The sequence below is a fragment of the Phytoactinopolyspora halotolerans genome (assembly GCF_010550675.1).
Lineage (GTDB): Bacteria > Actinomycetota > Actinomycetes > Jiangellales > Jiangellaceae > Phytoactinopolyspora > Phytoactinopolyspora halotolerans.
In genome coordinates this window covers 71,790-97,511 of the sequence record NZ_JAAGOA010000024.1, presented here as the reverse complement: position 1 = coordinate 97,511, position 25,722 = coordinate 71,790, and the positions used below count along the sequence as shown (strand labels likewise).

30 protein-coding genes are annotated in these 25,722 nt (G+C 68.6%); 5 read left to right on the top strand and 25 right to left on the bottom strand.

The genetic code is table 11. From position 1 onward, the window contains the following. The first annotated feature begins 170 nt into the window (after positions 1-170). The 5 genes from G1H10_RS26235 (at position 171) to G1H10_RS26215 (ending at position 3,330) form a co-directional block, all read left to right on the top strand. Positions 171-998: an SDR family NAD(P)-dependent oxidoreductase gene (locus G1H10_RS26235; protein WP_163743538.1), complete on the top strand. Its 828-nt coding sequence runs from the start codon at positions 171-173 to the stop codon at positions 996-998. A 59-nt stretch (positions 999-1,057) separates the two neighbouring features. After that, positions 1,058-1,555 (top strand): 2,4'-dihydroxyacetophenone dioxygenase family protein, encoded by a 498-nt coding sequence (locus G1H10_RS26230; RefSeq protein WP_163743536.1) that lies wholly within the window; start codon positions 1,058-1,060, stop codon positions 1,553-1,555. 94 nt (positions 1,556-1,649) lie between these two features. Further along, positions 1,650-2,624 carry a LysR family transcriptional regulator gene (locus G1H10_RS26225; protein ID WP_163743535.1) on the top strand — a complete coding sequence of 325 codons (975 nt, stop codon included), beginning with the start codon at positions 1,650-1,652 and terminating at the stop codon, positions 2,622-2,624. 113 nt (positions 2,625-2,737) lie between these two features. Further along, entirely contained in the window at positions 2,738-2,956 is a 219-nt protein-coding gene (locus G1H10_RS26220; protein ID WP_163743533.1) for a ribbon-helix-helix protein, CopG family, read from the top strand. Beyond that, the gene (locus G1H10_RS26215; protein WP_163743531.1) at positions 2,953-3,330 is read left to right on the top strand and encodes a hypothetical protein; all 378 of its coding nucleotides are present in this window, start codon (positions 2,953-2,955) and stop codon (positions 3,328-3,330) included. The genes G1H10_RS26220 and G1H10_RS26215 overlap by 4 nt, the downstream gene beginning before the upstream one ends. Positions 3,331-3,342: 12 nt before the next feature. On the opposite strand, the gene G1H10_RS26210 is transcribed toward G1H10_RS26215, so the two are convergent. The 25 genes from G1H10_RS26210 to G1H10_RS26090 form a co-directional block, all read right to left on the bottom strand. Further along, entirely contained in the window at positions 3,343-4,242 is a 900-nt protein-coding gene (locus G1H10_RS26210) for a tyrosine recombinase XerC (RefSeq protein WP_163743581.1), read from the bottom strand. 103 nt (positions 4,243-4,345) lie between these two features. Beyond that, positions 4,346-7,339, bottom strand: a complete 2,994-nt coding sequence (locus tag G1H10_RS26205) for an FAD-binding and (Fe-S)-binding domain-containing protein (RefSeq protein ID WP_163743580.1) — start codon at positions 7,337-7,339, stop codon at positions 4,346-4,348. Positions 7,340-7,413: 74 nt separating this feature from the next. Beyond that, a complete protein-coding gene (locus tag G1H10_RS26200; protein WP_216853678.1) occupies positions 7,414-7,848 on the bottom strand; it encodes a zinc ribbon domain-containing protein in 435 nt (144 codons plus the stop codon). Then, positions 7,845-9,122, bottom strand: coding sequence for a hydroxyacid-oxoacid transhydrogenase (locus G1H10_RS26195; RefSeq protein WP_163743527.1), 1,278 nt, complete (start codon positions 9,120-9,122; stop codon positions 7,845-7,847). The genes G1H10_RS26200 and G1H10_RS26195 overlap by 4 nt, the downstream gene beginning before the upstream one ends. A 10-nt stretch (positions 9,123-9,132) precedes the next feature. Next, on the bottom strand, positions 9,133-9,939 hold the full coding sequence (locus G1H10_RS26190; protein WP_163743526.1) for an N-acyl homoserine lactonase family protein: 807 nt from the start codon (positions 9,937-9,939) through the stop codon (positions 9,133-9,135). 122 nt (positions 9,940-10,061) lie between these two features. Then, the gene (locus G1H10_RS26185; protein WP_163743524.1) at positions 10,062-10,769 is read right to left on the bottom strand and encodes a GntR family transcriptional regulator; all 708 of its coding nucleotides are present in this window, start codon (positions 10,767-10,769) and stop codon (positions 10,062-10,064) included. Between the two features lie 46 nt (positions 10,770-10,815). Continuing rightward, a complete protein-coding gene (gene dprA, locus G1H10_RS26180) occupies positions 10,816-12,078 on the bottom strand; it encodes a DNA-processing protein DprA (protein WP_216853677.1) in 1,263 nt (420 codons plus the stop codon). After that, positions 12,075-13,580, bottom strand: coding sequence for a YifB family Mg chelatase-like AAA ATPase (locus G1H10_RS26175; protein ID WP_216853676.1), 1,506 nt, complete (start codon positions 13,578-13,580; stop codon positions 12,075-12,077). Before G1H10_RS26175 ends, dprA begins: the two co-directional genes overlap by 4 nt. A 23-nt stretch (positions 13,581-13,603) precedes the next feature. Next, positions 13,604-13,960: a YraN family protein gene (locus G1H10_RS26170; RefSeq protein ID WP_163743520.1), complete on the bottom strand. Its 357-nt coding sequence runs from the start codon at positions 13,958-13,960 to the stop codon at positions 13,604-13,606. Between the two features lie 251 nt (positions 13,961-14,211). Further along, complete coding sequence (locus G1H10_RS26165; protein ID WP_163743519.1) at positions 14,212-14,526, bottom strand: DUF2469 domain-containing protein; 315 nt, start codon at positions 14,524-14,526, stop codon at positions 14,212-14,214. A gap of 2 nt (positions 14,527-14,528) precedes the next feature. Beyond that, a complete protein-coding gene (locus G1H10_RS26160; RefSeq protein ID WP_163743517.1) occupies positions 14,529-15,302 on the bottom strand; it encodes a ribonuclease HII in 774 nt (257 codons plus the stop codon). A 34-nt stretch (positions 15,303-15,336) separates the two neighbouring features. Further along, positions 15,337-16,050, bottom strand: a complete 714-nt coding sequence (gene lepB / locus G1H10_RS26155; RefSeq protein WP_163743515.1) for a signal peptidase I — start codon at positions 16,048-16,050, stop codon at positions 15,337-15,339. 22 nt (positions 16,051-16,072) lie between these two features. Next, positions 16,073-16,423 (bottom strand): 50S ribosomal protein L19, encoded by a 351-nt coding sequence (gene rplS, locus G1H10_RS26150; RefSeq protein ID WP_163743513.1) that lies wholly within the window; start codon positions 16,421-16,423, stop codon positions 16,073-16,075. Positions 16,424-16,570: 147 nt separating this feature from the next. After that, entirely contained in the window at positions 16,571-17,323 is a 753-nt protein-coding gene (gene trmD / locus G1H10_RS26145) for a tRNA (guanosine(37)-N1)-methyltransferase TrmD (protein ID WP_163743510.1), read from the bottom strand. Positions 17,324-17,333: 10 nt separating this feature from the next. Then, entirely contained in the window at positions 17,334-17,873 is a 540-nt protein-coding gene (rimM, locus tag G1H10_RS26140; RefSeq protein ID WP_163743508.1) for a ribosome maturation factor RimM, read from the bottom strand. 106 nt (positions 17,874-17,979) lie between these two features. After that, positions 17,980-18,216, bottom strand: a complete 237-nt coding sequence (locus G1H10_RS26135; RefSeq protein ID WP_163743506.1) for an RNA-binding protein — start codon at positions 18,214-18,216, stop codon at positions 17,980-17,982. Positions 18,217-18,219: 3 nt separating this feature from the next. Then, positions 18,220-18,825: a 30S ribosomal protein S16 gene (rpsP, locus tag G1H10_RS26130; RefSeq protein ID WP_163743504.1), complete on the bottom strand. Its 606-nt coding sequence runs from the start codon at positions 18,823-18,825 to the stop codon at positions 18,220-18,222. A 168-nt stretch (positions 18,826-18,993) separates the two neighbouring features. Then, positions 18,994-19,209, bottom strand: a complete 216-nt coding sequence (locus G1H10_RS26125; protein ID WP_163743502.1) for a hypothetical protein — start codon at positions 19,207-19,209, stop codon at positions 18,994-18,996. A 65-nt stretch (positions 19,210-19,274) separates the two neighbouring features. Continuing rightward, positions 19,275-19,862 carry an ArsR/SmtB family transcription factor gene (locus G1H10_RS26120; protein WP_163743500.1) on the bottom strand — a complete coding sequence of 196 codons (588 nt, stop codon included), beginning with the start codon at positions 19,860-19,862 and terminating at the stop codon, positions 19,275-19,277. 197 nt (positions 19,863-20,059) lie between these two features. Then, positions 20,060-21,139, bottom strand: coding sequence for an amidohydrolase family protein (locus tag G1H10_RS26115; protein WP_163743498.1), 1,080 nt, complete (start codon positions 21,137-21,139; stop codon positions 20,060-20,062). Further along, positions 21,139-22,758: a signal recognition particle protein gene (gene ffh / locus G1H10_RS26110; protein ID WP_163743497.1), complete on the bottom strand. Its 1,620-nt coding sequence runs from the start codon at positions 22,756-22,758 to the stop codon at positions 21,139-21,141. The genes G1H10_RS26115 and ffh overlap by 1 nt, the downstream gene beginning before the upstream one ends. A 171-nt stretch (positions 22,759-22,929) precedes the next feature. Beyond that, the gene (locus tag G1H10_RS26105; RefSeq protein WP_163743495.1) at positions 22,930-23,580 is read right to left on the bottom strand and encodes an HhH-GDP family DNA glycosylase; all 651 of its coding nucleotides are present in this window, start codon (positions 23,578-23,580) and stop codon (positions 22,930-22,932) included. 6 nt (positions 23,581-23,586) lie between these two features. Next, positions 23,587-23,784 (bottom strand): CsbD family protein, encoded by a 198-nt coding sequence (locus G1H10_RS26100; protein ID WP_163743493.1) that lies wholly within the window; start codon positions 23,782-23,784, stop codon positions 23,587-23,589. 232 nt (positions 23,785-24,016) lie between these two features. Next, the gene (ftsY, locus tag G1H10_RS26095) at positions 24,017-25,222 is read right to left on the bottom strand and encodes a signal recognition particle-docking protein FtsY (RefSeq protein WP_163743491.1); all 1,206 of its coding nucleotides are present in this window, start codon (positions 25,220-25,222) and stop codon (positions 24,017-24,019) included. A gap of 148 nt (positions 25,223-25,370) precedes the next feature. Then, positions 25,371-25,652, bottom strand: coding sequence for a hypothetical protein (locus G1H10_RS26090; protein WP_163743489.1), 282 nt, complete (start codon positions 25,650-25,652; stop codon positions 25,371-25,373). Positions 25,653-25,722 lie beyond the last annotated feature (70 nt).

Below are 25,722 nucleotides of genomic sequence, written 5' to 3'. Positions count from 1 at the left end.
GCCCTGGGACGTATCGGGCCCGACCCGGCCGTGATCATCGCGGGCCTTGAAGCTGAAACTCCCACGCGCCACGTCGATCACGGAAGGTCCAGGATTCTGGGCGCGGATGGCTCCCATTCCATGAGCGGATGGTGCTCGGAATACGTTCCGATCCCCGACACAATGGGGCGATGGAGCAGCGCACACGCGGTGACGCCAGTAACCATACCGACGGTGACACCATCCACCACACCGGCGGCGATACCAGCGGCCACGCTGGGACCGAACCCAGCGGCGTGACAATCGAGGGTGCTGCGGACAAGCGCCGCGTGCTCGTCATCGGCGGCACCAGCGGAATCGGCGCCGCCGTGGCCACCCGGTTCGCGGCCACGGGGGCCGACGTCACCGTCGCGGGTCGTCCCGCTGCCGGCGATGCCGACCCGTTGCCGCCCGGGGTGACGACGGCGGATCTCGATCTGCGCGACGCCGGCGCGGTGGAGCAGTTCGTCGCCGATCGACCCGTGCTGGATGTGCTGGTCAATTCGGCCGGCGTCATCCGCCGGGACGAGGAGTTCCGCCCGGAGGTGTTCGACGACGTGCTCGCCGTGAACCTGAGCGGGACGATGCGCGCATGCGTCGCTGCACGGGAGTTGCTCGTCGCTTCGCGCGGATGCATCGTCAACGTGGCCTCGATGCTCAGCTTCTTCGGCGGCGCCCGCGTGCCCGGTTACGCGGCCAGCAAGGGCGGCGTGGTACAGCTGACCAAGTCACTGGCCGTGGCGTGGGCAGCGGACGGCGTCCGGGTCAACGCCGTCGCTCCGGGGTGGATCCGCACGGAGCTGACCGCCGGACTTCGGCAGCACTCGGAGGCCGCGGACCGCATCGTCGACCGGACACCCATGGGCCGATGGGGCGAGCCGTCCGACGTCGCCGGAGCCGTCATGTTCCTCGCCGGTCCCGACGCCGCGTTCATCACCGGGGTCGTACTGCCCGTGGACGGCGGATACCTGGCCGCCTGACGAACAACAGACACACTGAAGAACATCGTCGACGACGCTTCGATGGAGAAGGAGATTCCATGACCACAGGACCGCAGATCGCCGTCTCGACGGACTATCCGGACGAGATCGCCGTCGCCGCCCAGCCAGACGATGAGCGGGTCTGGGTGCCGCAAGCGCCGAATGTCTGGTTCCGGCCGCTGATGTTCAACACCGTGATCGGGCAGTGGTGCAACCTGCTCAAGGTGACCGCGTCCGGCATCGTCTCCCGGCACCGGCACCCCGGCGCGGTCTTCGGCTACGTCGTCAAGGGGCGCTGGCACTACTACGAGCACGAGTGGGTCGCCGAGACCGGCCACTTCGTCTACGAGCCGCCGGGCGAGATCCACACCCTTGCCGTGCCCGAGGACTGCACCGAGATGATCACGTTCTTCAACATCTCCGGTGCCATGGTCTACGTCGACGAGAACGGCCACCAGATCGACTACGAGGACACCTTCACCAAGATCGACCGCTGTCGGGCGCACTACGAGAAAGTCGGGCTCGGCGCCGACTACGTCGACCAGTTCATCCGCTAACGGCGACCAACCGCAAACCGAAGACCAGGGAAGACCCCGCTCCGCGCGGCACGCCACCTTCCGCCTGTCGTTGTCGCGCGGCTAACCTGCGTGCGTGCACCTCTCCAGCGCGTACGGCTACCGGCTCGACTGGATCGCCAGCTTCGTGGCGGTGGCGCGGGAGGGCGGCTTCTCTGCGGCCGCGCGGGCCCAGTTCCGCTCGCAGCCCCGGGTGAGCAGCCATGTCAGCGATCTGGAACGCGCACTCGGCACCAAGCTGTTCGATCGGTCAGTCCATCCAGCCGCGCTGACTCCGGAGGGTCGCGCCCTGCTGCCGCATGCGGAGGAGATCCTCGTCCGGCTCGGTGTCTTCGCCGATGTGGTGGCGGAAGCGGGCGGGCAGCCGCGCGGAGAGGTGCATGTCGGCATGTATCCGAGCGCGGCCGCCTTCCTCTACCCGGACCTGGTCCGGCAGCTGCGGCAGGAGACGCCGGATGTCACGACCGTGTTGCGCGAAGGCGACACGCTGGCGCTGGAGCAGATGCTCGCCGGCGGCGAGGTAGACGTGGCGGTCCGTCCGCTGCTGCCCCTGGTGAGTGACGACCGGCTGCACTACCGGCGGCTGTGGCGCGAGCCGCTGGTGGCGGCGTTGCCGGCCGACGGACACCCTCGTGGTGGCGGAACCGTTGAGCTGTCGAGCTTGGACGGACCGCCACTGATCACCATCGGCGAACCGACCGGAAACACCCGGCAGTTCGAGACCAATCTGGCGTTCGCCGAGGCCGGCGTGCAGCCCAACATCGCCTTCCAGACCAACCAGCCACAGACGCTGGCGGCCCTGGTGCGGGCCGGACTCGGCATAGGCGTCACGAACATGCTGGCGATGACCACCGCGGACTGCTCAGGGGTCGTGCTGGCCGCGATCACGGGGACCCGCGTCGAACGCCAGGTTGCGGTGTGGTGGCGATCAGATCGCACCCCATCGACAGCGGCGCGCCGCGTCATCGAGACTATCGCGGCGTTGAGCCCCGACACCGTCGCCTCGCGACAGGATGCTGACGCCGAGCAGCACTCGAACCCTGAAGCGTAGCTCGGTAGGTCGATGAATGGCACTTGACGCTGCTTGCCTTCATTTGCTTTACTTTAACTTCCACAGGCGGTCATACGATCGCGATACCATTTTCAGATATGAAGGTGGCCAAGATGAGCATCACACTCGATCCGGAGCTCGATCGTGAGGTCCGCGAAGCCGCCCGTCGCTCTGGCAAGAGCCTCTCCGCATGGTTGTCGGAGGCCGCCGCTCAGCAACTGCGCGCGCAGTCGCTCCGCGAGTTCCTCGATGACTACGAGCGCGAACACGGTGCCTTCACAGAGGAGGAGCTTGCACGTGCACGCGCGGAAATGGGTTACGAGGGTCGATGATGCCTGTCGTGCTGGACTCCGGTGCTCTCGTCGCGGTTGATCGAAACGGCACACGTCATCTCGCCAGGCTCAAGGAGGCTGAGAAGCGCGTTGACCGTCTCGTCACGCACCCCTTCGTCGTGGCGCAGGTCTGGCGCAAGGGCACCCAGGCCCAACTCGCTCGCTTCCTGAAGAGCGTCGATGTGCGCGACATCGACGAGCGACTCGGCCGACAGTGCGGTGAGCTTATCGGAAAGGCCGGTACGTCCGATCCGATCGACGCCGCGGTCGTGTTGCACGCCGAGGACGGCGATCGGATCCTGACGAGTGACTCGCGGGACATCGAGCGGCTAGCCGACGCGAGGGGACGCAAGGTCCGGATCGTGCCGGTCTAAGCGTCGCCCGGCCTACGCCCGCGGGTGTGCTTGCTGATACGCCTTGCGGAGCCGGTCGACCGAGACGTGGGTGTAGATCTGTGTGGTTCCGAGCGACGCATGCCCGAGCAACTCCTGCACCGCGCGGAGATCGGCGCCGCCTTCGAGCACATGGGTGGCGGCGCTGTGTCGAAGGCCGTGTGGCCCCAGGTCGGGAGCATCCGGCACCGCGCGCAGCCGGGCGTGCACGAGCGTACGCACCGCCCGTTGTCCGATGCGTCCCCCACGAACCCCGACGAACAGCGCCTGCCCCGCCGCCGGTGCCGCAAGTTCCGGCCGGCCCCGCTCGATCCAGGCCTGTAGGGCGCGTTCGGCCGGAATCCCGTACGGGACGCTCCGCTCCCGCCGTCCCTTGCCGAAGACCCGCAGCACCCGCCGACCACTGTCCAGATGGTCGAGATCGAGCCCGACCAGCTCGCCGACACGCACGCCGGTCGCGTACAGCGTCTCCAGGATCGCGTGGTCTCGCAGCGCCACCGGGTCCCCGTCCGCGGCCTCGTCAGCGACCGCGTCGAGCAATGTCCTGGCGTCCTCAGGCTGCAAGACGTCCGGCAGATCCCGTTGTGCCTTCAACGACGCCAGCTGCGCGCCGACGTCGGTATCGAGCATTCCCAGGCGATACGCCCATGCGCTGAACGTCCGCACCGCCGATGCTCGCCGGGCCAGCGTGGCGCGTGCCCTTCCCCTGGTGTGCAGCGAGGCCAACCAGCTGCGCAGCACCGCGATGTCGACGCCTCGGGGTTCGGTCCGGCCCATCCGTGCGGCGTGCACCATCATGGTCTGCACGTCGCCGACGTAGGCACGCACCGTGTGCTCCGAGCGACCCAGCTCGGACGCCAGATGCCGGGAGAAGTCCTCCAGGGCGGCGGCCATCGGCGCGGGCAGCTCCTGCTCGTCCGTGCCGTGCTCGCCGGGTGTACTCACCTTGTCACCGTTGCCTGCCCGGCCCGCCAGGTCAAGCACCGCCACACGGCAATCATTCGCCGGTCGGGTCGATCGCGCGCGCAAGCACTTGAGCCAGGTGCAGCGCACGGCGGTCGGTCAACTCCGCGATCTGGGTACGGCAGCTGAACCCGTCGGCCAGCACCAACGTCTCCTGAGGCGCCGCGTCGACGGCCGGAACCAGCACCCGGTTCGCCGCGGCCACCGAGACGTCATGGTGGCCGCGTTCCATGCCGAAGTTGCCCGCCAAGCCACAGCAGCCGGAGTCGAGCGTCTGGTTCCGCACGCCGGCCTTGCGCAGTATCCGCTCGTCCGCGGTGTTGCCGAATACGGCATGCTGATGGCAGTGCTGCTGAGTGATCGCGGTAGCTCCCAGCGACGGCAGCTCCATCTCCGGGGCGTGCTGCTCGAGGAACCCGGCCAACGTCTGGACCCGATCCGGCAGCCCGCGCAGTTCGTCGTCGGCCAGGAGGTCACGTGCGTCGTGCCGGAGCACCGCCAGGCAGCTCGGTTCCAGCCCGACGATGGGCGTGCCGGCCCGTAGCTCCGCGTCCAGCACCCGTACGGTACGGCGCAGCAGGCGCCGGGCCACCCCCAGCTGTCCGGTCGAGATCCAGGTGAGTCCGCAACACACCGACGCGCCAGGCAGGCGGACCTCGAAGCCGGCGTGCTCGAGGACGCGAACGGCGTCCAAGCCGACCTCGGGCGACAGAAAGTTCGTGAAGGTGTCCGGCCACAGCACGACGGCCGGCCGTGCACCGGACGTGGTGGCTGCGCCCGACACTCCGCTATCTGCGGCCCCGCGTCGCACGAGCCCGCGGCGTATGAGCCCCCGTCGCACAATCCCCCGACGCACCACGTCGTCGCGTGCCGAGCGCGTACGCCCGACGGTCGTACCGGTTCTTCTGCGTAGCGCCCGCCGGAACGTCTCCTTCGCGAACCGCGGAAGGGAGCGTTCCGGGGCGACCCCACCGGCTCGTTTCAGCAGGGATGCCGTGCCCCGTCCGGAGAGCAACGTGTTCACCGCGCCGGGCGCGAGCGACGCCAGCCGCGCCCACAGCGGCAGGAAGCCCAGCGCGTAATGACTCGCCGGACGCAGCCGGCGGGCGTAGTGCTGGTGCAGGAACTCCGCCTTGTACGACGCCATGTCCACGTTGACCGGGCAATCCGACAGGCAACCCTTGCAGGCAAGGCAGAGATCGAGCGCGTCCCGGACCTCGGCGGAGCGCCACCCGTCCGGGATGGTCTCGCCGCGGATCATCTCAGACAGCAGCCGGGCCCGCCCGCGCGTGGTGTATTCCTCCCGACCGGTCACCATATAGCTCGGGCACATCACGCCAGACGATGTGTCGATGCACTTTCCGACGCCGATGCAGCGGTGCGCGGCTCTGGCCAGGCTGCCGTCGTCATGGGGATACCGCAGGGTGATCGGGAGCTCACGGACCGGCCCGTCGAACCGGAGATCCGCGTCGAGCGACCGCGGTCGTACCAGGATTCCCGGGTTCAGCAGATCGTCCGGATCCCAGACGGCCTTGAACCGCTCGAACAGGGCGATCATCTCCGCCGAATACATGCGTGGCAGCAACTCCGCGCGCGCCTGGCCGTCCCCGTGTTCGCCGGACAACGAGCCACCGTGCTTCACCACCAGATCCGCCGCGTCTTCGATGAACGAGCGGAAATCCGCGCGCCCGTCGGCAGAGGCCAGCGCGAAGTCGATCCGCACGTGCACACACCCCTCGCCGAAGTGGCCGTACGGGATGCCATGCAGACCGTGCGCACGCAACAACGTACGGAACTCGCGAAGGTAGGAGCCGAGATTCTCCGGTGGTACGGCGGCGTCCTCCCAGCCGGGCCACGCCTCGGCGCCGCCCGCCATCCTGGTCGCCGTGCCGGCGGCAGCCTCTCGGATGGACCACAGCTGCCGTTGGGTGGCCGGGTCCTGCACGAGCGCCGTCCGCGCGCCGCAGACACGACGCAGCCGGTCCGCCATCTCCTCGCCGCGCCGACGAGCGTCCGCAGCGTCATCGCCGCCCACCTCGACGAACAGCCATCCGCCGCCCTCCGGGAGGGCATCCAGCGCCGCCGGCCGACGGCCCCGGACGAGCAACGCATCGATCAGGTCGGCGCCCATCCCCTCGACCGTGAGCGGCTTCATCGGCAGCACCTCGGGTACGGCGTCGGCCGCCGCGACGTCGTCGGTGAACCCGGCGACCATCAGCGTCGTCGCCGCCGGGAGCGGCACCAGGCGGACCTCCGCCTCGGCGACCAGCACGCACGTTCCCTCGCTGCCGACCAGGGCGCGCAGGACGTTCCGGCCGTTCTCCGGCAACAGCTGGTCCAGGGCGTACCCGGAGACCCGTCGCGGCAGGTCGGGAAAGCCGCGACGCAGCAGCGCGAGGTTCTCATCCGCCAGCTCCCGCAGCGCGCGTCCGACCTCGGCGGCCGCCGCAGCGTCGTCGGAGCGCACACCGTGCGTGGAACGGGCACCGTCCACGCCATCGCGGTCGATCGTCAAGCGTGCACCGCCGGCCGTGAGCACGTCCAGGGACAGCACGTTATCGGCAGTGCGCCCCCAGGCGACGGAGTGCGAGCCGCACGCGTCGTTGCCGATCATCCCGCCGATCGTGCAACGGCTGTGCGTGGACGGATCCGGCCCGAAGGTGAGCCCGTGTTCCGCGGCGGCGGCACGCAGATCGTCCAGCACGACTCCCGGCTGGACGCGTGCGGTCCGCCGCTCTGGGTCGATCGCCACCACGGCGTTCATGTGCCGGCTGACGTCGACGACGATCCCCCGCCCCAGCGCTTGGCCGCCGATGCTGGTTCCTGCTCCGCGCGCCGTGATCGGCACGGCGTGCTCCCGGCACAGTCGGACCGTGGTGGCGAGCTCCACGGCGTCCCGCGGAAACACCACCGCGACGGGCACCTGCCGGTAGTTGGAGGCGTCCATGCTGAATGTCGCCCGCGCGGCGCGCCCGTCCTCCACCTCGCCGGAGATGGCCGCACGTAGCGCACGGACCAGATCGGACATATCCGGATCGGACGCGTACGGGCCGGGCACTTCCCGGCCCGGTGCATTCAGACCGGAATCGGAATCGGACTCGCTCATCCGTTGGTTTCCCGGCCGCCTTCCGTCGATGGTGGTTGGCTCGCTGCCGAGGACGGGCCACCGGTCGGCAACGCGTCGCCGGCGCGTAACGGCGCACCGGCGAACCGCCCTTCGTGTGCGAGCACCGGTCGCCGGTCGCCGGCCAGCTCCGGGTACTTCTGCTCCAGCCGCTCGCGCTGCGACATCTGCCGGTGCCAGTACTTCAGCGTCTCCCGGTCTCCGTTCCCGGTGGCCTGCCAGCTCTTCGGCGCGTCGTCCCGGCTCGGCCCCGGGTCGGCCGTGCCGGCGAGCCGTACCGCGGACGGCCGGCGCCGCGTCGCATCGCCGCATTCCGGGCAGGCCGGGTCGGCGCTGCCGGCGGAGCGGACCAGCATCTCGAAACGGTGCCCGCCGACGCAGGCGTAGTCATATATCGGCATGGTTGCGGTCACCAGTTCTCGATCGATTCGTGGAGTATCGCGGCCAGATCCTCATCCTGCACGTCCCGGGGCGCAACAGCGAGCAAGCGCTGCTGTTGCAGGGTGCCCTGGACCAGATCCGGGATGTCATCGTGACCGTAGCCGACGGCGCCGATGCCGTTCGGGAAGCCGATGTCGCGCATCAACGACGAGAGTGCCGCCGGCAGCTGCTCGCGCGGGTCCGCCGGCCGGTCACCGTCCGCGTCGAGCAGCTCGGCCGCCCGCTGATGCTTCGCCGGATCCGTGGGGAACGTGAACCGGAACGCCGCCGGTGCGGTCAGCGCCACCGATTGCCCATGCGGCACCAGCGCCTCGTCCTGCGGATAGTTCTTCGGCCGGTAGTCGCGGACGCGGCCGGCGATCGGGTAGGCGCACGCGTGCGGGATGTGCACGCCGGCGTTGCCGAATCCCATCCCGGCGTAGGTGGCCGCCAGCATCATGTCGGTCCGGGCTTCGAGATCGCCGCCGTTCAACACGGCCCTGCGGAAGGAACGCGCCAACAGCCCCAGCGCCTGCTCCGTCCAGGCGTCTGAGATCGGGTTGGAACCGCAATACGCCACCCTGGTCTCCGGGCGATGCCGGCGGAACGAGTGGAATGGCCGCGCCGTGTACGACTCCAAGGCATGGCATGTCACATCCATGCCGCTGGCGGCGGTGACCTCCGGCGGCATGCTGAGCGTCAGCAGCGGGTCGACGACGGCCATGGTGGGCCGCAGCCTGGGGTGGCTGATGCCGGATTTGACCTTCAGATCCAGGAAGTCCATGACGCACACCGGCGTCGTCTCCGAGCCGGTACCGGCCGTGGTCGGCACCGCCACCAGCGGCTTGAGCGGTCCGGGCGGCGGCAGCGCCTGGCCGATCGGCTTGTTCACGTAGTCGAGCAGATCCGCGGGGTAGGTCGTCATCAGGTTGATCGCCTTGGCGGTGTCGATCGTGGAACCACCGCCTACCGCGATGAACCCGTCCCACTCCGAGCGAGACGCCGCCTTGACCGCGGCGGTGACGCTGGCGTCGGTCGGCTCGACATGGACCTCGTCGTAGATCTCGACGTTCAGCCCGCCGGCGGTGGCCGCATCCGCGACCCGTTGCGGGACGCCGCTGGCCGCGACACCCGGATCGGTGACGATCAGCACCCGGCGAGCGCCTTGCTGGGCCAGATCCCAGCCGATCTCATCCACCGCACCGGCGCCGAACTTCAGCGGCGTGGCACCCCAGGTGAAGACGGTCTCATGCACGTACTCGGTCACGTCGCCGCCCTCACTGGTAGAACCCGGCGGGCGCGAACGGCAACGTCGCCGCCTGGTCGGGATCGTGGCCGAAGATCACCTGCGCGTCGGTCTCCTCGGCGATTCTGCGCAGTTTCTCCACGGACTCCAGCCATTTCAGGTTGTCCCAGACGATAGCGGCGCCGACGGCCGGCGGGCCCCAGCTGTCGGCCAGGTACACGGCGTCGGAGGTGAAGATCTTCGTCCCGGACTCCGCGCAGTCGACTCTGAGCGACATCGTGCCCCAGGTGTGCCCGGGCGTCTCGATTACGCTCACCCCCGGCACGATCTCGACGTCGCCGTCGAGCAGGTGGTAGTCGATGCCTTCGTAGTCCACCTTCAGGTGGGCACCCTTGAACGGACCATCGATGCCGAGGGCGCCCTCGTGCTCTTGGCGGTTGACCATGATCCGGGTTCTGCCGTTGTCGAACAGCTTCGCGTTCGCGGCATGGTCGAAATGCAGGTGGCTGAGGACCAGGATGTCGATATCCTCCGGGCTCAGCTCAAGCGCCGCGAGCGAATCCTGCAGGTAGCTGGTCCCCTCCTGGACGGGGAAGAACTCCTGGAGGCCGGTCGGCGCCCATCTGGTCTCCCAATCCTGCGGCACACCTGTGTCCCAGAGAATGCGCCCATCCGGGTGCTCGATCAGCACCGCATGGGTGGGGCAGGTGGTCCACGGGGCCGGCTGTGCGGTGCGGGAGCGGTCGGTGATGGTGCTGCCCGGCTTCAGCAACAGCCAGGTCTTGTCGCACTCCATCACCCCGGTCTGCAACAGGTGAACCTTGAACGGTGCCGTCATGTGCGCCTCCTTGCGCCTCCCAGAACAAACGATGGCCTGAGAGTGGCATGTAGCATGCTACTCTGTCAATCAGTTCACTCTCGTCGGCGCGTTCAGTCAGGCCGGCGCCGGCCGGGTGGTGCTCAGCCGGGGTATCGCGTCCACTCCAACGACACCGACGGCACCGGGTCACCTCGTTCAGCCGCCTCCTGCGCGACCAGCAGCCTCGCTGTGTTCAGCAGGTGACTGCGCATCGCCTCGGCGGCCTCTTGTGCGCGCCCGTTCTCGATCAACTCAGCGACCGTCTCGTGCTCGGCCAGGATGTCCTGCAGACTGCGCGAGCGATCGACGGTGGATGTCCCGCGCAACAGCACCATGTCCCGCAACGAGTCGACGTACCGGGCCAGCCGCACGTTGCCGGACGCCTCGTTGATCACCTCGTGGAACCGCCGGTCCGCCGACATGAACTCACTCTCGTCGTGCTCGTCGGCGGCCGCCCGCATCCGGTCGAGCTGCGTGCGCAGCTCCCGGCGGAGGTGCGGCGTCGGCTGACCGGCGGCGCGGAACGTGGCCGGAACCTCCAGCAGCAGCCTGATCGCGAACACCTCCTCCAAGTCGTGCAGGGACGTCTGCAAGATCCGCACTCCGCGGTTGCGCTCGAACCGCACCATGCCCTGGGCGGCGAGCTGGATCAACGCTTCTCGGACCGGGGTCCGCGAGACACCGAGGCGTTCGGCGAGCTCGTGCACCGAGTACAGCCGCCCGGGCACCAGTTCGCCGCTGACGATCGCCGTGCGCAGCTCGTCCAGGATCTTCTCGCCAAGGTTGGCAGTGTCGCCGATCCGCTGCATCCCGTCATTGTTCCACGCCCGAAACCCACCGCCCGCCGGGTCGCCGCTATGCCGCGCCCGGGACCCGTACCCAGCCGTCGAGCACCGCCAGGACGAGTCCGCCCGCCGCGAGCTCGCGGAGCGACTGCTCCACGAACGGCGGTGGGTAGCCACTCTCTCGGGCGAGGTCGGGAACGGTGGTGACTGCCCGCGCGGGCATCCGCTCGTACACGTGGCGGACGTCGGGGCTGTACCGGTCGAGCGGGCGCTCCTCGCCCACGGCCAGCGGAGCCGCGTCCGGCCCCAACCGGCCCGCCGTATCCGCCACCTCGTCGGCGTCGGTCACCAGCACCGCGCCGCGGTTGCGGATCCATTCGTGGCAGCCGGACGACTGCTCAGAGGTGACCGGGCCGGGAACCGCCATCACCTCGCGTCCCAGCTTGACCGCCCAGTGCGCCGTACTCAACGCGCCGGAGCGCCGCGCCGCCTCCACCACCACCGTCCCCGAGGTCAACGCGGCGATCAGGCGGTTACGCGCGATGAACCGGGAACGCATCGGCTGCATGCCGGGGGCGAGCTCGCTGACCACCACGCCATCCTGGGCGATCCGGGCCAGCAGCTCGCTGTGCGATCTCGGATAGTCCATGTCCAGCCCGCAGGCAAGCACCGCGACCGTCACTCCGCCCATGGCCAGGCAGCCTCGGTGGGCGGCAGCGTCGATCCCGTAGGCGGCACCGGAGACCACGATCCACCCCCGCGCGGCGAGGTCGGCGGCGATGTCCCCGGCCACGTGCCGGCCATACGGTGACGCCGCGCGCGAACCCACCACCGCGATCGCTCGCGGTTCGCATGCCGCCAGTGAGCCGTTGCCACGGACCCACAGGCCGAACGGCGGCGGCACCGAGTCCGTACCGGCGTCGAGGGTGTCCGGCATCGTCGCGAATCCGGCCGGCCATTCCGCGTCCGACGGGCAGACGAACCGGATACCGAGTCCGGCCGCGTGCTGAAGCAGTGCCGCCCCGTCCACGCCTTCCGCTCGGCGCGCGAGCACGCCGTCGGTGTCCAGATGCGGATCTCGCCGGCTGATCGCCCGCCAGGTCGCCTCCGCTCCGGTCGCGTACACCCGCGCGACCACCTTGCGGTTGGCGGGCTCGACAACTGCGGACAGCGCCGCCCGGGCCGCCCGGTCAGCCGTGCTGCGTGCCTGGATGTCCTCGGACGGCGTTCCGGTCGCCCGAATGTCGCCGGCCGGAACGCCGACGACAGGAAGGTCGGCGACCGGAACGTCGGCGGCCGGAATACCGGTGGCCGGTCGGTCGATGTCGTTCACCGGTCCCCCACCCTGAGGCCGATGGCCACGTGCACATCGTCGCGGGTCGGCCGGCCATGCCCGGCCAGGTCGGCGACCGTCCACGCCAGCCGGACGATGCGGTCCGCGCCGCGGGCCGTGACCGTGCCCTGGCGCAGTTTCTCGTACGCGGGCGCCGTGACCTCGCCCGGGAGCGGGAATTCTCGCTTCAGGAAGGCCATCGGCACCTCACTGTTGACTCGCCAGGGTGTGTCCGCCAGCCGGCGTGTCTGACGCTCCCGCGCGATCGCCACCCGCTCCGCGACCGCCTTCGTCGTCTCCGCGATCTGCAACCGAAGATCGATGTCGGCCATCGACGGCGGCAGCACCCTCCGGTAGATGTCGATCCGGTCCCGCACCGGCCCGGAGACGCGCTGCCGGTAGCGCCGTACCGAGTACGGGGTGCACTCACACTCGCGGTAGCGACTCCCGTGATTGCCGCACTCACACGGGTTCTGTGCCAGCACCAGAAGAAACGACGCCGGGAACACAGCGGTGGTGGCGGCGCGGGACACCACGATCTTCCCGTTCTCCAGCGGCTCCCGCAGGGACTCGATCACCTGGCGGTTGAACTCCGGCGCCTCGTCGAGGAAGAGGACGCCCCGGTGCGCCAGACTGATCGCCCCGGGTCGGACGATCCGGCTCCCACCGCCGATGATCGACACCGGCGATGCCGAATGGTGCGGATCGGCGAACGGCGGGCGGATCACCAAAGGCCGATCCGGCGGCAGCACTGCGGCCACCGAATGGATCGCCGTGACCTCCAACGACTCCTCGGTACTCAGGTCGGGCAGGAGACCCGGAAGCCGTCGCGCCAGCATGGTCTTACCCGCTCCCGGTGGACCTTCCAGCAGCAGGTGGTGATGACCGGCGGCAGCCACCTCCACGGCTCGCTTCGCCTCCTCCTGGCCGGCTACATCCGCCAGGTCCAACCCCGGATCGTGCGGCAGGGAGTCGGGCAGAGCGACGTGCTCCTCGGGCGGTTCGTCCGGCATATCCGCACCGCGCAGGAAGGCCAGCACCTGGCGCAGCGAACGCGCGCCCAGCACGTGTACCCCAGGAACCTGGCTCGCCTCCCGGGCGTTGCGTTCCGGAACCACCACACGCCGCACCCCTGCCTTCGAGGCCGCCAGCACCGCCGGCAGCACCCCGGGGACGGAGCGCAGCCGGCCGTCCAGCCCCAGCTCGCCGATGAAGACCACGTCCTCGATCGCCGCTTCCGGTAGCTCCTCGGCGGCGCTGAGCACGGCCACCGCGACGCCGAGGTCGAAGTGGCTACCACGCTTCGGCAGCGCGGCCGGGGACAGGCTCGCGGTGATCTTCTGCAGCGGCCACCGCTCACCGCTGGACAGGATGGCCGCCCGCACCCGATCGCGCGCCTCGTAGAGCGACGCATCGGGCAGGCCGACCAGGGTGAAGCCGGGCATGCCGCCGATGTGGACGTCGATGTCGACGACGGTCCCCTGAACACCGACCAGCGCCACGCTTCGGCACCGACCGAGGCGCATCAGAACGCGCCCTCGACATGTTCGATCAGCGGCGCGTCCGAGCGCCCGCGGTGGACGGCCACCACGTCGATGCGCACCGGAGCACGATCACACCCGTTCGCTTCCCGCCACGCTACCGCCAGCCTGCGCAGCCGCGCGCCCTTCTCCCGAGTGACCGCCTCGAGACCCGAGCCGTACCCGAACCCGCTGCGCGTCTTGACCTCGCATATGACCACCAGGTCGCCGTCGAGCGCGACGATGTCGATCTCACCAGCCGCGCACCGCCAGTTCCTGGCGACGATCACCAGGCCCTTGTCTTCCAGGTACCGTGCGGCGACGTCCTCGCCGTACGCACCGACGCTGTCTTTGACTCGCACCGGCAACACCTCCCGACACGAGCTTGCTGATCAGCTCAGTCAAATGGAAGTGCGCCCGCTTGATTGTGAATAACTGCGATGGCGAACGGACAGAACACGACAATTGTGCCTGTGGACAATCGCGCGTGGCCACTCCACCCTTGGGCATCCATGTCGGCCGGACCGCTACGGGTGCCGACAATGCCACGGCGTGATCACGCCACGGACCGCCAGGCCGGGCAGGCCCCGTCGGCTCGCCCGGACCAGACGACTCAGTCGTCCGTCTTCGGTATCTCCAGGTCGCTCTTGGCCAGTTCCTCGACGTTGACGTCCTTGAAGGTGACCACCTTGACGTTCTTCACAAACCTGGCCGGGCGGTACATGTCCCACACCCACGCGTCGCTCATCGTCACCTCGAAGTACACCTCGGCGCCTTCGCCCCGGACCTGGAGGTCGACGTTGTTGGTGAGGTAGAAGCGTCGCTCGGTCTCCACCACGTACGAGAACAGGCTGACCACGTCGCGGTACTCGCGATAGAGCGAGAGCTCCATCTCCGACTCGTACTTCTCTAGGTCTTCCGCGCTCATCCTCACGCTCCTTCGTCCTGGGGATCGGATGGGAACGGTACGGCCAGAATGCCGTCCGCGTCGCCCGATCCATCGTCGATACCGCTCTCCTCGCCGAAGACGGCGCGCGGACGTTCACCCTCCGGAAGCACCCGGGCGACGTTCACGTACGAACGACGGTGCACCGGGCTCGCACCCAGCCGCTCCAGCGCCCGCTGATGCTCGCCGGTCACATACCCCTTGTGCTCGTCGAATCCGTAACCCGGCCAGCGCTCGTTCAGCTCCACCATGATCCGGTCCCGCGTCACCTTCGCGATGACCGATGCGGCCGCGATGCAGGCGGCCACCTGGTCGCCCTTCCACATGGCCAAGCCCGGAACACCGAGACCGGCCACCGGGAAACCGTCGGTCAGCACGTACGACGGTGCCACGTCCAGGCGAGCCAGCGCACGTCGCATGGCTTCGATGTTGCACCGGTGCAGGCCCATCCGGTCGACCTCGGCCGGCTCCACGATGACCACCGACCACGCCAGCGCCCGCTTGACCACCTCGTCGTACGCCCGCTCCCGGGCAGCCGGGGTCAGCAGCTTGGAGTCCGCCAGACCGGGCACCTGGCCTCGCTTGCCGTCGGAGAGCACGGCCGCACCGACCACCAGCGGTCCGGCACACGCCCCGCGGCCCGCCTCATCCGCGCCGGCCACCGGGGCGAAGCCCGCGCGTGCCAGTCCACGCTCATAGGCATACATGCCCGAGTCCTTGCGGAGGAGGACACGTGGCCTGTCGAGTAAGACGGTCATGACCCAGTCCAGCTTACTGACTCGGCCGGGCGATTCACTCGGGCGCAGGCACGTCGTCGAACGTGTCGCCCGCGCCCACCCCGGACCACCGAGAGATCGGCCAGACCACCGCGAACGCCTTACCCACGACAAGGTCCTCGGAGAACGAGCCGTTGAAGCGTGAATCGCCCGAATTGGACCGATGATCGCCAAGGACGAACAGCTCGCCTTCCGGCACCGTGACGCTGAAGTCCTCCTGTGCGGGTTCGTCGCCGGGATACAGGTAGTGCGATTCATCGATCGCCACACCGTTGATGGTGATCCGGCCGTCGTCGTCGCAGCATTCCACCGTGTCGCCGCCGATACCGATGACCCGCTTGATCAGGTGACCTTCCGAGTCGTCCGGCAATACCCCGACGAACTCGAAGAATCCCTTGATGCTGTCGCCGACGCCGCCATCGCTCTCCGGCTGCCGCCGCAGCCAGTTGTCGGGGTCCTCGAAGACGACGACGTCACCCCGTTCGACGTCACCGAAGTGCATGCTGATCTTGGAGACCATCACGCGGTCGCCGACGAGCAACGTGTCCTGCATCGACTCCGACGGGATCAGGAAGGCCTGGACCAAGAAGATCCGCACGACAGTCGCGATGATCAGCGACAACGCGACCACGATGGCGGTCTCCTTGACGAGCGCCACCCACCTGCGACGCGCCGGCTTCGGGTCTTCAGCGTCTTCCTGATCACCCGGCGGCACGCCGTCTTCGATCACGCCCACTCCTTGTGGCCGCGGGTCAGGCGTTTTCGCGCTTCTCGCGAATCCTCGCGGCCTTCCCTCGGCGGTGCCGCAGGTAGTAGAGCTTGGCGCGCCGGACGTCGCCGCGGGTGGCCACCTCGATCTTCTCGATGATCGGCGTGTGCACCGGGAACGTCCGCTCGACTCCCACGCCGAAGCTGACCTTACGGACCGTGAAGGTCTCGCGGATGCCGTCGCCCTGGCGACGGATCACGACGCCCTGGAAGACCTGGACTCGGGAACGGTTGCCCTCAACGACGCGGACGTGGACCTTCAGCGTGTCCCCAGCCCGGAAGTCGGGCACGTCGTCGCGCAGCTGTGCGGCGTCAACAGCGTCAAGCGTGTGCATCAGAAATGTCGCTTCCTTGCAGGTGCCACGGGCCACCCACAGTTACGTGGAGATTGGCTTCCCGGCGTCTGTGACGGCGCTCCCCCCGTGGCAGGGGCTGACCAACATACCGGGCACGGACGTCTAAGTTTGCCACACGAACCGACGTCAGTGGTAATCGTCCAGGACGGACCGATCGTGGTCATCCAATGCGTCCGGGTCCAGCTTGTCGATCAGATCGGGCCGTCGCTGCGCCGTCAGCCGTAGCGCCTGGTCCCGGCGCCAGCGCGCCACCCGGCCGTGATGCCCGGACAGCAGGACCTCCGGCACCTGGAGACCGCGCCAGGACGGCGGCTTGGTATACACGGGATACTCCAGCAGGCCGTCCTCGCCGTGCGACTCCTCGCGCAGGGATTCCGGGTTCCCGACGACGCCGGGCAGCAACCGCACGACCGCTTCGATCATCACCAAGGCCGCCACCTCGCCCCCGTTGAGCACGTAGTCGCCGATCGAGATCTCGCTCACCCGCATCCGGGTGGCGGCGTCCTGAACCACTCGGGCGTCGATGCCCTCGTACCGCCCGCAGGCGAACACGAGCCACGGCTCATCGGCGAGCTCGGCAGCCATGCCCTGGGTGAACGGCACACCGGCGGGCGTCGGGACGATCAGCCGCGGCGCCGGTCCGGTCCCCGCGTCGGAGGCGACGTCATCCAATGCGTCGCCCCACACGTCCGGCTTCATCACCATGCCCGCGCCACCGCCGTACGGCGTATCGTCCACGGTCCGATGCCGGTCGTGCGTCCAGTTCCGGAGGTCGTGGACGCGGACATCGAGCAGCCCGGTCTCCCTCGCCTTCCCCACCAGAGACAGCTCCAGCGGCGCCAGGTAATCCGGAAAGATCGTGACGATGTCGATCTTCATCGCGCCGGCCTCACCCGGTCGCCTGATCGGGCCGCCCGAGCTCCAGCAGTCCGGGCGGCGGTTCGAGCACCGCGCGCCCCGCCTCAAGGTCCACCTCCGGGACGATCTGCGCGACGAACGGCACCATCGCCTCCGCACCGTCGGCCCCGCGAACTACCAGAATGTCCTGATCCGGCCCGTGGATCACATCGGAGACCTCGCCGACGACGGTGCCATCACGGGTGATCGCCTGCAGTCCGATGAGCTGATGGTCGAAATACTCGTCCGGATCCGCCGGCCGATCTTCCTCGCCGACCTCGACCTGCAGCACGCGCCCGCGCAGCTCTTCCGCGACGTTTCGATCCGCCACCTCGTCGAACAGCACCAAGAGCCTGCCCTTGTGCCATCGCGACCGCGCGACCGTGAGGGTCCGCGGCTCGCCCCGAGCACCGGACGCACGCAGCTCAGCGCCGACCGTGAACCGCTCGTCGGGCGTGTCGGTGCGGACGTCGACGGCCACTTCGCCACGGATACCGTGCGCCCGGCCTATCCGTCCGACCGTCACCAACACCGTCTGTTCCCTTCTCTGCCACCACATGCGAAGAGCCCACGCCAGGGTCTCCCTGTTGCTGGCGTAGGCTCCTCGTCCTGTGGCGCCGGCTCAGCGGCGCCGCTTATCACCGCTCATCGACATCGACGAAGTCGATCCGCACGCCCTCGTCGGCGAGTGCGCCGACGACGGTACGGAAAGCGGTGGCCGTGCGTCCACCTCGTCCGATGACCTTCCCGAGGTCATCGGGGTGGACGTGCACCTCGAGCAGCCGGCCACGACGTTGCTGCCGGGATCGGACGACCACGTCGTCGGGATGCTCGACGATACCCGTCACCAGGTGCTCCAGTGCCTGAGCGAGCATCTGTCAGGCCTTGTCGGCGGTGGATTCGGCCGCAGCAGCCTCGGACTCGGCGCCGGCCGCGCTCTCAGCCTGGGTCTCCGCCTCGGCCGGCTGCTCCGGCTTGGCTTCCTCGGCCTTGGCCTCCTCGGCCTTAGCCTTCTCCACCTTGTCGGCCTTCTCGGACTTGTCCGTCTGCTCGGCCTTGTCCGCCTTGGAGTCTTCAGCCTTGGCCGCGCTCTTCTTCGCCGTCTTCTTCTTCGGCGTCGTCGCGTCGCTCTTCGGCTCGCCGTGCACCTCGGCAAGAGCAGCGTCGAACGCAGCTCGCTTGTCGGCCTTCGGCTCCGCCACCTTCAGCGTGCCCTCGGCGCCCGGCAGGCCCTTGAACTGCTGCCAGTCACCGGTGACCTTCAGCAGAGCGAGGACCGGCTCGGTCGGCTGCGCGCCGACGCTGAGCCAGTACTGCACGCGCTCCGAGTCCACCTTGATCAGGCTGGGCTCGAGCATCGGGTTGTACAGGCCGATCTCCTCGATCGCCCGGCCGTCTCGCCGAGTACGAGAGTCGGCGACAATGACGCGGTAGTGCGGGGAGCGGATCTTTCCCATCCGCTTCAGCTTGATCTTGACAGCCACGGGTGTGGAGTCTCCTTGTGGTCTTCGCGTGGGTGAGCCGCTGACCGCCTGGGTGGGGCACCGGGGTCGGCAACTCGGATGGACTGGCGGACCGCGGGTGAGAGGGGCCACACGGAACGCCGGCTCAGCAGGCTATTGTGCCAGATCCGCGCGTGCATTCCCAACCGGTCAGGAGATACTGCGCGCTCGCAGCACCGCGGCCGCCTCCGACCGCGTCCGCGCGAGCCGGGACAGCCGCTGCGACCAGCGTTGCCAACGACGCGCCGACCGGGCCTGATAGACCATCCGCACGCGCTGCGCCTCGCGCAGTCGCTCACCGTGCGGGTCCTGAATACCGACTGGTCCGGAGAAGATGGCAGCTTCCGGCGGCGGCATACGGGTCATGACGATCTCCTCCTGATGTGGTCGACGGAATCACGTGGTCGAGGTGCTCATGTCGTCAACGTGGCCTACTGCTGGTCGTGTGGAACTTCAGACGCCGGTTCCGACACTGTCGCGCCGAACACACGGACGATCCGGGCACCTTCCGGGCGCAGCGAGGGATCGTCCCAGCGGTCGCGGAAGCGGTCAGCGATCTCACTCAGCGCCTCACTCACCTCCGCCATCTCCTCCGACGTCGCCCAGAAGGTGGAGGTGGCGATGGTCGACGCGTCGAGCCACTCCCGCGGTTCCTCCGGCGCCCGGGCGAGCGAGTCCCGCAGCCGCTGCATCTCCCTGTCGATCACGGCCGCAGCGACCTGCGTCGCCGCCTGAACGGATGCCGGATCGTCGAGATCGGCTCCGGTTTGCAAGCTGCGGTGCACCAGCCGCCAGGGCTTATCCCGGCCACGTTGTTCCGCCCGCTCGATGAAGCCGTACTTGGCCAGCATGCGCAGGTGAAACGAGCAGCTTGCCGCGCTTTCGCCGACCAGTTCCGCACATCGGGTCGCCGTCGCCTCACCTTCGGTGCGCAGCACGTCGAGCAACTCGTGGCGGAGTGGATGCGCCAGCGCCCGCAACCGCTGCGGGTCACTGATCCGGGTCCGTTCCTCGCCCATGACTCTAAAGATACCTTGCTAAAGAGTTCTTTTGCAAGCTTTCTTTAGGATGACTCGTCGCCCGCCGCCCTCACCACCACCGCACCGCCTTTGCAATGCACACACATACGCATCGGTGCGTATGTGTGTGCATTGCAAAGGCGGCGTGAAGGTGTCAGTGAGCAGGCGGTTCGGCCGGATGAGGCCACGCACCCGGCCTAGGCGACGACGCGACCCCGCAGTACCACGCGCACCGGCTCCAGCAGTGTCGCCGGATCGATCCGGGGATCGGCCGCGTACACGCACAGGTCCGCAGCCGACCCTTCCTCCAGCACACCGCTGCCGCCCAGCAGGTATGCGCGCGCCTTCCACGACGCCGCCGCGACCGCGTCAGCGGCCGGAATCCCCGCCGTCACGAACTCCAGCACCTCGCGAGCGAGCAGGCCGTGTGCCATGTAGCCGCCCGCGTCGGTACCGGTGAACACCGGGACGCCGGCCTCGTACGCGGTCCGCACGTTCTCGTACCGCCGAGCATGCAGGGCTCGCATGTGATCGGCGTAGGCGGGGAACTTCGCTGCGCCCTGATCGGCGAAAGACGGGAAGTTCGCGATGTTGACCAGTGTCGGGACCATGGAGACGCCGCGCTCGGCCATCACCGCGATCAGGTCCTCGGACAACCCGGTGCCGTGCTCGATCCCATCGATACCGGCACCGATCAGGTCGGGTAACGCGTCTTCACCGAAGACATGCGCGGTCACCCGCGCATCGAGCTCGTGCGCCCGGGCGATCGCCGCCTCCAGCGCCTCACGTGGCCAGCATGGCCCCAGATCGCCCCGTTCCCGGTCGATCCAGTCACCGACCAGCTTGACCCAACCGTCCCCGCGCCGCGCCTCCTGCTCGACGTAGGCGACCAGCTCGTGCGGCTCGATCTCCCAGCCGTAGTTGCGCAGGTAACGCTTGGTGCGGGCGATGTGCCGACCGGCACGGATAATGCGCGGCAGGCCCGTGCGCTGGTCGATCCACCGGGTGTCCGCCGGCGATCCCGCATCCCTGATCAGCAGCGTGCCGGCGTCGCGGTTCGTCAGCGCCTGCTGTTCGGCGACGTCGTCCGGTACCGCACCGTTGGCGTCCAGGCCGACATGGCAGTGCAGGTCCACCAATCCCGGGAGAATCCAGCCGGACGCCACCGTCTCCGCACCCGGCACCGGCTCATACGTGACGACGCCGTCGCGCACCCAGACATCGCGGTGCTCCGCTTGCGGCAGGACGATCCCGCGGACGTGCAACGCCTGGACCATCAGCGCTTGTTCAGGAACTCGGTGATGTCGTCGGGAAGCTGGAAGTCGGTGTTCTCGGAGTTGTTGTCCTGCGCACCGCCGAACGCCGACGGCACCTGGCCCGGCGCCGGCGACTGGTTCCGCCGCTCCTCCGCCTCCGCCAGCTGCGCAGCCCGCTTCGCCGGATTGCCGGAGCGTGCTCCACGCTGCTTCTTACCCTTCTTCGACTGCTTCGGCTGGCGACCCTTGGACTTCTTGCCGCCCCCGGGCATACCAGGCATCCCCGGCATGCCGGGCATTCCGCCGCCCATGCCGGGCAGGCCACCCATCTTGCCCTGGGCTGCCTGGCTCATCATGTCCCTGGCCATGAAGAACCGCTCGATGAGCTGATTGATCTCGCTCACCTGGGTGCCCGAGCCACGCGCGATGCGGGCACGGCGCGAACCGTTGATGATCTTCGGGTTCTCCCGCTCAGCGGGCGTCATCGAGTAGATGATCGCCTGGACGCGGTCGAGCTCCCTGTCATCGAAGTTGTCCAGCGCCTCACGCATCTGCCCGGCGCCCGGCAACATGCCCAGCAGGCTCTTCAGCGAGCCCATCTTCTTGACCGCCTGCATCTGGTCCAGGAAGTCGTTGAGGGTGAAGCCCTTGCCGCCCTTGTCCGACAGCTTCTTCGCGATCTTCTCCGCCTCGGAGGCGTCGAACGCCTTCTCGGCCTGCTCGATCAGCGTGAGCATGTCGCCGAGGTCGAGGATGCGCGAGGCCATCCGTTCGGGATGGAACACATCGAAGTCGGTGAGCTTCTCTCCTGCTGACGCGAACATCACCGGCCGGCCGGTGACGGACGCGACCGACAACGCCGCGCCACCCCGCGCGTCGCCGTCCAGCTTGGTCAGCACCACACCGTCGAAGCCGACCCCGTCGAGGAACGCGTTCGCCGTGGTCACCGCGTCCTGACCGATCATGGCATCGACCACGAAGAGGGTCTCGTCGGGATGCACGGCATCCCGGATGTCGGCCGCCTGCTGCATCAGCTCCGCGTCGACACCGAGCCGGCCGGCGGTGTCCACGACGACGACGTCATACAGTTTGGACGTGGCGTGCTCGATGCTGTCGCGCGCCACTCCGACCGGGTCTCCGACCCCGTTGCCCGGCTCCGGCGCGAACACCGCGACGCCGGCCTGCTCGCCGACCACCTGGAGCTGGTTGACCGCGTTCGGCCGCTGAAGGTCGGCCGCCACCAGCAACGGTTGCTTCCCCTGATTCTTCAACCAGAGCGCCAGCTTGCCGGCGAGCGTCGTCTTACCAGCGCCCTGCAGACCCGCCAGCATGATCACCGTCGGCGGCTGCTTGGCGAACCGGAGCCGGCGCGTCTCGCCGCCGAGGATCTGCACGAGCTCCTCGTTGACGATCTTGATGACCTGCTGTGCCGGATTGAGTGCCTGCGAGACCTCGGCGCCGCGCGCACGCTCCTTGACCGCCGCGATGAACTCCTTCACCACGGGAAGAGCGACGTCGGCCTCCAACAGGGCGACACGGATCTCACGTGCGGTAGCGTCGATGTCCGCCTCGGAGAGGCGGCCTTTGCCGCGCAGCGTCTTGAACGTGGCTGTCAGGCGGTCAGAGAGAGTGGCGAACACGTCGGCTTCGAATCCTCACGGTTCTCAGAGGTTGACGTTGACTCCTGCCAGCCTACCTTGACGCATCCACCCCCAGCCCGTCCATGCGGCTGCGGAGGAGTGCTGGTGCGCATGAGCGCTTCGCGGGTGCTGCCGCGGTTCAGTGCTGCTGCGTATCAGTGCCGCCGCGGATCAGTCGTCGCCGGCGGCCTTCTTGACGTCGTCGACGACGGACTTGTCGCGCGACGCACGTAGGCAGGCGGCCACGAGACGCGGAAAATCGTCCTTGGAGACCATCTCAGCCAGCTTCTCCGCGGATTTCGGCAATCCCAGCCGCTCCGCGCCGTCCCGCGCCCGGGAGTCGACATACGGGTGGACGTCGGGCCATACACCCTGCACTTCGCGACAGAAGATGGCCGCGCCCGACGGGCCGATGCCGGGGAATTCCTGCAGGCGCCGCTCCAGCTCATCCACGCCTGCCGTGTCGTCATGCAGCCGGCGCAGGTCTCCGCCGTAACGGTCCAACAGGAGCTCGGCGCCATCGCCGAGCATGGACGAGGTGCGCTCGTCGTAACGTCGGTAGTGGCCGCGGCCCAGGGCGTCGACACGCTGTTGCCAGGTCGCCCCGGCCATCTTCTGTGGTGTTCGAAAGCCCGCCTTGGACAGCTCGCGCGCCGCGGAGACCGCGATATCGGAACTGATCCGTGCGGACAGCAACGTCGACAACACCAGTAGGCGGTAGAGCGGAGACGGTCGGTCAGCCAGCTTGATCCCTGCTTGCTCGGCGAACGTCTGGCCATGTCGGTCCAGCACCGCCTCCGCTCTGCCCTTGGTCGACGTCACGGAAGGTTACTTCTTGAAGGCGTTCCGGGCGTCCTCGGCGGCATCCTTGAGCTTGTCACCGGCCTTCTTGAGGCTGCCCTTGGCTTGCTCGCTCCGACCTTCGGCCTGAGCCTGCTCGTTGTCGGTGGCCTCGCCCGCCTTCTCCTTGGCCTTGCCCTTGAGCTCCTCGCCCTCGTGGCGGATCCGGTCTTCGCCGTCACCCATGATTCTCTCCTTACGCACGAGTCAGAATGCTGATATCTGCCTCGTTACCCAGTCCGCCTGCCATCACGCCTCCACCAGCGCCCGAACGGCACGCGACGCGGTAGCCCGAGCGGCGGTACCGGGATCCGAAAGGCCGGGCAGCCGACAGCGCGGTCTGCAGCGACACGGCGGCATGGTCGCCAGCCGGAGCCCAGGCCGGCGGTCGGGGCCGTGGCTCCTCAGCCGAAGGCCATCAGCCGAGGATGCCGTCGACGAACTCCTCCGGATCGAACGGTGCGAGATCGTCCGCGCCTTCTCCGAGTCCGACCAGCTTGACCGGCACACCGAGCTCGCGCTGCACCGCGACGACGATTCCACCCTTGGCGGTGCCGTCGAGCTTGGTCAGCACCACACCGGTGACGTCGACGACCTCGCCGAACACGCGCGCCTGCATCATCCCGTTCTGCCCCGTCGTGGCATCCAGCACCAGCAGCACCTCGTCGACCGGGCCGTGCTTCTCCACGACGCGCTTGATCTTGCCCAGCTCGTCCATGAGGCCGACCTTGGTCTGCAGCCGGCCGGCGGTGTCGACCAGCACGGTGTCGACCTCCTGCTCGATACCGGCCTTCACCGCCTCGAACGCCACGCTGCCGGGGTCGCCGCCTTCCGGTCCGCGCACGGTGGGAACCCCCACCCGGTCGCCCCAGGTGGTGAGCTGATCGGCCGCGGCCGCTCGGAAGGTGTCCGCGGCCGCGAGCAGCACGTCGCGATCCTCGGCGACGAGCACCCGTGCCAGCTTGCCGACCGTCGTCGTCTTCCCGGTGCCGTTCACGCCGACGACGAGCACCACAGCAGGCCGGTTCTCCGCCACGTGCCGGTCCGTACGCAGCGAACGGTCCAACGACGGGTCCACAAGAGTGATCAGCTCTTCGCGAAGCACCGCGCGGGCCTGTCCCGGATCGGTGAGGCCCTCGACCCTGGACCGGGTGCGCAGACGCTCGACCAGCTCCTGCGTCGGCGTCACACCGAGATCGGCGGTGAGCAGCGTGTCCTCGATCTCCTCCCAGGTGTCCTCGTCCAGTCGTTCCCGGGACAGCAGACCGAGCAGCCCGCGTCCCAACGTCGACTGGGATTGGGCCAGCCGGGCACGCAGCCGAGTGAGCCGTCCGGCGGCGGGCTCCGGACGCTCGACCGGGACCGCGACGATCTCGTCGACGGCCTGCTGGTCGACCTCCGGCTCCACCGTCGCCGGCTCGGGAAGCGTGACGTCGGAGACGGTCCGACGCTGCTCATCGACGGCCGGCGTCGCATCGTCGCCCACACCCGGCGGGTAATCCACACCCGGGCGCGGCTTCTCCGGCCGTTCCTTGATCCGCCCCCTGCGCCGTGGGACGACGAAGGCAAGGACGGCAGCGACAAGCAGGACAGCGACGACGACAGCTATAACCACGTACTCCACGAGCGCCCATCCTCCCACGAATTCACCGGATGTCCGCACCCGTGCTTCTTGAGTACGTCGGCCAGACCGGCCGGATGGCGATCATCGGAAGCCGGCACCCGCGATGCATGTCGCGACACCCGCCCTTACGGCGGGTGGGAGAATCGGATCAGCGTGAGATCGCGTGCTCTGACACCACAACCTCGGGCCGCGGAAGGCGCACCGGCACCGGACGTGTGAGCCGCTCGGCAACCGCCCGCCGACCGATCCGCAGACCGTGGGCGACGAGCTCGCCCAGCAGCTCCGTCCGGACCTGCATGCGATAGCGCCTGCGGCGCAGCCACCGCCGACCACGCCGGGTGCGCGTCAGCTCATGGACGGCGCCCACCAGCGCCAGAATGGCCGTGGCCAGCAACACGATTGCCAGCATCGCGACTGCGATTGCGGTCATGTGAACCTCCCCGTGCAACGCCAGTCACATGAATAACATCTGTCACAACAGGTTACGCGAGTCACGCGGG

Coding starts and splice junctions, on each gene's coding strand:
- G1H10_RS26185 (WP_163743524.1), bottom strand. CDS start 10,769: ATGCAGCGGATCGGCGACACTGCCAACCTTGGCGAGAAGATCCTGGAC.
- G1H10_RS26115 (WP_163743498.1), bottom strand. CDS start 21,139: ATGGTCCAGGCGTTGCACGTCCGCGGGATCGTCCTGCCGCAAGCGGAG.
- G1H10_RS26120 (WP_163743500.1), bottom strand. CDS start 19,862: ATGGGCGAGGAACGGACCCGGATCAGTGACCCGCAGCGGTTGCGGGCG.
- G1H10_RS26165 (WP_163743519.1), bottom strand. CDS start 14,526: ATGAGCGCGGAAGACCTAGAGAAGTACGAGTCGGAGATGGAGCTCTCG.
- G1H10_RS26205 (WP_163743580.1), bottom strand. CDS start 7,339: ATGTCCGATCTGGTCCGTGCGCTACGTGCGGCCATCTCCGGCGAGGTG.
- G1H10_RS26210 (WP_163743581.1), bottom strand. CDS start 4,242: ATGGCCGCCGCCCTGGAGGACTTCTCCCGGCATCTGGCGTCCGAGCTG.
- G1H10_RS26125 (WP_163743502.1), bottom strand. CDS start 19,209: ATGACCCGTATGCCGCCGCCGGAAGCTGCCATCTTCTCCGGACCAGTC.
- G1H10_RS26230 (WP_163743536.1), top strand. CDS start 1,058: ATGACCACAGGACCGCAGATCGCCGTCTCGACGGACTATCCGGACGAG.
- G1H10_RS26235 (WP_163743538.1), top strand. CDS start 171: ATGGAGCAGCGCACACGCGGTGACGCCAGTAACCATACCGACGGTGAC.
- G1H10_RS26190 (WP_163743526.1), bottom strand. CDS start 9,939: ATGACGGCACCGTTCAAGGTTCACCTGTTGCAGACCGGGGTGATGGAG.
- G1H10_RS26090 (WP_163743489.1), bottom strand. CDS start 25,652: ATGACCGCAATCGCAGTCGCGATGCTGGCAATCGTGTTGCTGGCCACG.
- rplS (WP_163743513.1), bottom strand. CDS start 16,423: ATGCACACGCTTGACGCTGTTGACGCCGCACAGCTGCGCGACGACGTG.
- G1H10_RS26135 (WP_163743506.1), bottom strand. CDS start 18,216: ATGCTCGCTCAGGCACTGGAGCACCTGGTGACGGGTATCGTCGAGCAT.
- G1H10_RS26160 (WP_163743517.1), bottom strand. CDS start 15,302: ATGACCGTCTTACTCGACAGGCCACGTGTCCTCCTCCGCAAGGACTCG.
- trmD (WP_163743510.1), bottom strand. CDS start 17,323: ATGAAGATCGACATCGTCACGATCTTTCCGGATTACCTGGCGCCGCTG.
- G1H10_RS26220 (WP_163743533.1), top strand. CDS start 2,738: ATGAGCATCACACTCGATCCGGAGCTCGATCGTGAGGTCCGCGAAGCC.
- G1H10_RS26215 (WP_163743531.1), top strand. CDS start 2,953: ATGATGCCTGTCGTGCTGGACTCCGGTGCTCTCGTCGCGGTTGATCGA.
- G1H10_RS26100 (WP_163743493.1), bottom strand. CDS start 23,784: ATGGGTGACGGCGAAGACCGGATCCGCCACGAGGGCGAGGAGCTCAAG.